General features: G+C 66.4%; 7 protein-coding genes. 3 read left to right on the forward strand and 4 right to left on the reverse strand.

Annotated elements, in window-relative coordinates; genetic code table 11:
- The first annotated feature begins 133 nt into the window (after nucleotides 1–133).
- From ABD366_RS33400 to ABD366_RS33410, 3 genes are all read left to right on the forward strand, one after another.
- On the forward strand, nucleotides 134–436 hold the full coding sequence (locus ABD366_RS33400; protein WP_324768727.1) for a hypothetical protein: 303 nt from the start codon (nucleotides 134–136) through the stop codon (nucleotides 434–436).
- A gap of 15 nt (nucleotides 437–451) precedes the next feature.
- Nucleotides 452–1,567 carry a DNA alkylation repair protein gene (locus ABD366_RS33405; RefSeq protein WP_324768728.1) on the forward strand — a complete coding sequence of 372 codons (1,116 nt, stop codon included), beginning with the start codon at nucleotides 452–454 and terminating at the stop codon, nucleotides 1,565–1,567.
- Between the two features lie 251 nt (nucleotides 1,568–1,818).
- Entirely contained in the window at nucleotides 1,819–2,187 is a 369-nt protein-coding gene (locus ABD366_RS33410; RefSeq protein ID WP_324768729.1) for a nucleoside triphosphate pyrophosphohydrolase family protein, read from the forward strand.
- A gap of 176 nt (nucleotides 2,188–2,363) precedes the next feature.
- Here ABD366_RS33410 and ABD366_RS33415 read toward each other — a convergent pair whose 3' ends face one another.
- From ABD366_RS33415 to ABD366_RS33430, 4 genes are all read right to left on the reverse strand, one after another.
- Nucleotides 2,364–2,747 carry a nuclear transport factor 2 family protein gene (locus tag ABD366_RS33415; protein WP_324768730.1) on the reverse strand — a complete coding sequence of 128 codons (384 nt, stop codon included), beginning with the start codon at nucleotides 2,745–2,747 and terminating at the stop codon, nucleotides 2,364–2,366.
- Nucleotides 2,748–2,883: 136 nt separating this feature from the next.
- Complete coding sequence (locus tag ABD366_RS33420) at nucleotides 2,884–3,348, reverse strand: cupin domain-containing protein (protein WP_324768731.1); 465 nt, start codon at nucleotides 3,346–3,348, stop codon at nucleotides 2,884–2,886.
- A gap of 147 nt (nucleotides 3,349–3,495) precedes the next feature.
- Complete coding sequence (locus ABD366_RS33425; protein WP_324768732.1) at nucleotides 3,496–3,876, reverse strand: VOC family protein; 381 nt, start codon at nucleotides 3,874–3,876, stop codon at nucleotides 3,496–3,498.
- An 88-nt stretch (nucleotides 3,877–3,964) separates the two neighbouring features.
- The gene (locus ABD366_RS33430) at nucleotides 3,965–4,618 is read right to left on the reverse strand and encodes a TetR/AcrR family transcriptional regulator (RefSeq protein WP_344443024.1); all 654 of its coding nucleotides are present in this window, start codon (nucleotides 4,616–4,618) and stop codon (nucleotides 3,965–3,967) included.
- Nucleotides 4,619–5,041: the final 423 nt, after the last annotated feature.

A 5,041-nucleotide genomic window follows, 5' to 3' on the forward strand; every position in this document is an offset into this window, starting at 1 on the left:
TGACCACACCCACCCTCGACTACCCCCACAACATGATCGAATCCATGACCGGCTTCCAGCAGGGCAACACCACCATCAACGGCATCACCTCCCAAGCCTTCACCCGATAACACGCACCCGAACGGAACACATCATGGCCGAGACACTCGAAATCACCACCCTCCGCCCCGCTCAGGGCTGCACCGTCGATGACTTCGTCGCGGCGAACGCCGATATCGATGCCTACCTCAAGCGACAGCCCGGATTTCTGTGGCGCCGTATCGTCGGGACCAACGACGGTCGCATCATCGACATCGTCGCCTACGACAGCCTGCCGCACGCACGAGCCGGCGCCGCGGGAATCACCGGCGAGATGGCGGACTCTCCCGTCCACGCCACGATCGACCACGACAGCGTGGACTGGCAGCTCACCACCGGGCTGCGGTACCTCGGGTGACTCTGGGAGGCCACCATGCCGTTCGCCGACGAACTCATCGGCCGACATACCGTGCACGGTCTTACGCGTGCGATCCGGGCCGTCGCGCCTGATGCCGACCTCACCGCACTGCGTGCGGCGCCCCGGCAGATCGACTCCTTGACTTTGCGGCAGCGCGCCGACCTGCTGCGTGACGCACTGCTGACGGACCTGCCGGGCGACTACGCCGCGTTGGCGCGGACCGTGCGCATGGCACGCGACGACACCCCGCACCTCACCGGATGGATGATCTGGCCGGTCACCAGCGCTCTTGCCACCCGCGCCGTTCAAGAAGGCGGGGCAGTGGTTTTCGATGAGGCGATGGAACTACTCGCAAGCCTCACTGGCCGCCTCACCGCAGAATTCGCCCTCAGAACCCTGCTGCGGCACGACCTCGACAGGGCCCTCCACGTCATTGCCGACGACTGGACGCGCTCCATGGACGCCGACGTGCGCAGGCTTGCCTCCGAAGGTACCCGCCCCTACCTGCCCTGGGCGGTACGGGTGCCGGACATCATGGCCCGTCCCGGGGCGACCGTGCCGATCCTGGACGTCTTGTACCGGGACGAGAGCGAGTACGTGCGGCGCTCGGTCGCCAACCATCTCAACGACCTCAGCCGAGACCACCCAGAGATCGTCCTCGACACGGCCCGCCGCTGGCTGGACCGTCCCGACACCACCACCGAACGTCTCGTCCGCCACGGGTTGCGCACACTCGTCAAGCGCGGCCACCCCGGGGCCTTGGAACTGCTCGGCTTCGCCCCCGCAGTCCTGGAGATCGACGGACCCGTGCTGGACCGGGGCACTGTCCCGATGGGCGACAGCGTCCGCTTCACCGCCTCGATCCGCAACGCCGGCGTTCACCAGGCGCGGCTCTCGATCGACTACGTCGTGCATCACCGGAAGGCCGACGGGAGCCAGACCGGCAAGACGTTCAAACTCACCACCCGCACCCTCGCGCCGGACGAACAGATCCAGGTGACCCGGGAGCACTCGTTCCGGCCGATCACGACACGCCGCTACTACCCCGGACGGCACGCGATCTCCCTGCGGATCAACGGAGTAGACACCGACCGGGCCGACTTCGAACTGGCCGCGGTGCCCAACCCCTGACGCGGCGAGCGGGGCCGCACACCGCACCGCCGAGACCCAGGATGCGGTCGTATACGTGCCCCACAGCCCCACCGCGTCTCGGAGGACGGTCAAGTGGTCCATGAGGAGCCAGGCCGCCGGCCGATCCCACGACGCACGTCACCCATCTGCTGACAGGCTCGGCCACGCCGAGCTCAAACCAGGACCAAAAACGTCCGCATCTGGCCCTAGCGTCATACATGACACGGACAACCACACCGAAAGGAACTCCCATGAGCGGGACACCGACACAGGACGACGACAACGGACTCGTCGAGGCGGACGACAGGGCCCTGAAGGTCCGAGCCCAGTACGAGCAGATCGAACAGCGTGTACTGGGTCGGACGTGGACGCTGCCGGAGCTGGCGGTCGGCTTCACCAACGATGCCGCCTATGTCGGGCGCCTGGTGCTTGCCGCCGAGCACACCTGGGACATCGACGGCGATGTAGACGCCGAACTGCGGCACAAGCTGGCTGAATGCCTGTGGTGGGTCTTCGTGCTCGCCGACCGACTCGATGTCGACATGCCCGAGGCCTACGCGGCCACGATGGACCGCATTGACGCCGGTCTGCAGCGGACCCTGCGCGGCATGAGTGCATGAGTGCAAGTGCAGGCGGATGGGTCCTGATGCGACGCACCAGAGGCCGCCGCTCCGGCTCCTGAGCGCGGTCCAGGCCGAGCTCAGGGCCCCGCGCTACGGCGCGTCTGGACGGTGACGGCGCGAGCGCTCCTCGCCCGGCATGCCGTCGTGATGGTGGGGTGAGCGCAGCCGCCGCCTCAGCTGTCCTGACTGTCGGGGATGTAGTTGGCGTACGCCTCGATGCGGGTGATCAGCCCGGCATCGTCGAAGGCGAAGTAGACCGCGGCGTGCACCCCACCGCGCTCACCGCTCTTCGCGGTTACCCGGACCACGTGCTGCTGGAGGACTGCGCCCGGCTGGGAAAACTGGCGGATGATGTCGTAGCGGATCGATTCGTAGGAGCCGATCTGCCTCTTCAGCCCCTCAAAGTACTCATCGAGCGTCTCGTCTCCCTTGCCGTCGTTGTGCCAGACGGTAGCTGTCTCGGCGCACAGGGCGCGCGCGGCCTCGAAGTCAGGCTTCTCCAGTGCGTGGAGGTAGGCGATGACCTTGTCCTTGAGGTCCTTGAGGTCCTTGCTCATGGTGTCCTTCTTTCAATCGAGGTGCTGGGAGTGTGGCTTGTCGAGGCCGAGGGCCAGCGCTGCCGGCCTTCTGCGGTAGTGCGGGTCGGGAGCCGCAGCCGACCCCGGCTGACGATCGCCGGGCGCGGCCCGGGATCTAGGCGGGGGGCGGGTTGTCGTGGTTCACGATCCCGTAGTCGGCCGCGAGGTCGGTGTGCTCGGCGTCGGCGCGCGCGTCGGCGGACCCTACTGAGTGGAAGAGGCCCTCGATGGCTCCGGGGTTGTTGATGACGAGAACTTCCGCGGTCGGTGTGATGGTCTGGAAGGTGTGGGGGACGAGCCTGGACACGTGGATGTAGGCGCCGGGTTCGGCGTCGTGCACTTCGCACGTGTCGAGTGAGGTCGATCCGACCCAGAACCGGACTCGGCCGGAGAGGACCACCCAGCTCTCGTCCTCCCGGCTGTGGGTGTGCAGAGGTGGCGCGTCCTCAGGGCCGACGGTGAGACGCATGACGCTGACTGCTCCGCTCGTCTCCGCATTGGTCGCCACCTGCTCGATGACGTTGTTGTAGTAGCGGAAGTCCTGGCCGTCGCCTGGGTTGCGTACAAGGGCGATGCTCACGTGATGTCTCCTCTCGACGCGCAGCCGCCGAGCGGCGTCTGCGCGTCGAAACCGGTGTGATGGATATTGCGTCTATGAAGGTGCGCGAGCGGATCTTCGCTGCGGCGCTGAACACTGTGCGTCGATTCGCCGCCTGGGCGATCGTCCTCAGAGAGTGATGCAGAACGGGTGGCCAGCAGGATCCAGCAGGATCCGTCGTCGGTTGGGCAGCGGCTGCAGGCTCGCTTTGACGGCTCCCAGAGCGATGAGCCGGGCCTCGGCCGCATCCAGGTCATCCACACCCAGTTCGAGGTGGGCCTGTTTCTGTACGGTGGACTCCGGCCAGGTCGGGGGCTGGTAGTCGGCCAGACGATAGAAGCCCAGGCCGGGTGAACCCTCACTGCCCAGCAACACGAAGCCGTCAGTGGAATGGGCCACGGGCAGGCCGAGGGCCTGGCTGTAGAAATGCGCCAGTTCGACGGGGTCGGAGCAGTCAAGGGTGACTGCCAGATAACGAATAGTCGGAGCCGGGGGGATGTGAGAGGTCATCAGTGAACTCCGGTGAGTGAGGGCAGGTTGCGCTGACGGGGAGAGGGCACAGCGTCACCCCTGGTGGGGGCGGGGATCGCGGGTACGGTCATCGAATCGGCTTGGCATCTCGACTGGCCGATTCGCTGACGTGCGTCGACGACGACTCCGGTGGCCGGCGGATCCATTGGGGCAGGAGAGCGTACAGACGGACCGTGATCTCCTCCGGGTCGCAGTCGGTGTTGCCTCCGACCGCGGCTGAGAAGACTCCGTGCACGCCGGAGGCGGTGTAGACGTCCTCGACGGAGTTGTTCGCGCCGGACTCCTGCTCGTCCACACCCAGGTCGCGCCGGAGAGCGTGCAGTTGCTCCAGGAGAAGGTCGCCGATCCCCATCAGTCCGCTCGACGAGCGCCAGGTCGAGGCCAGCAGGAAGAGACTCTTGCGCTGCCGAAGAGAGTCCAGCATCGAGTTCAGGGTGGCCACTTCGACAGCAGTCGCGTCCGTGCCCCTGTGCCGATCGCGGATGTACACGTCATGCAGGGCACGGAAATCGTCCGCGATCACGTACACCGCGGCTTCTTCGACCGAGTCGAAGTGGTTGTAGAAGGTGGCGCGGTGGATGCCTGCTGCTTCCGCCAGTGCGGAGACCGAAGGGCATGACCGCGTCCGCTCCATGAGGTCGGCCAGTGCGTCCGCGATCGCCTGTCGCGAGCGGGTGAAGCGCGGATCCGCTGCGACTGCCGAAGTCTGCTCACTCACCATGGACGCACCCTGCTTCGAGTGCAACCACTTGGCTCCGCCGCCTCGGATCTCGACGGCCGCCTTCGCGCTCCGGCCAATGGCTGGGAAGGCGCCGGTGGCGCCCCGGCTCCGGCCTCGTCGCGTATCACTGACCTGGCCCGGCGCCCGGCCGACAACTCGGTATGAGAACGCTCCAGTTCTCTGCGGGCACAGGTGACGGGCGCCATTTGAGCACTCAGATCCGTTTCCGACATGACACCCCTTCGGTGAGTTCGCTCTCGACGTTACCACTATTCGACAGGTGTCGTTTAGTGGTCTACGGTGGTTGACGTAACGACCCGCCAAGTAAGGACGCGCCATGTCGGACACTGACAACACCACTTCTCCCGCCGCGATCGCGGACAAGTTCGCGGTGGTGGAGACCCTCTACCGCTATGCCGCGGG

This window comes from Streptomyces kunmingensis (assembly GCF_039533535.1).
Taxonomy (GTDB): Bacteria; Actinomycetota; Actinomycetes; order Streptomycetales; family Streptomycetaceae; genus Streptomyces; species Streptomyces kunmingensis.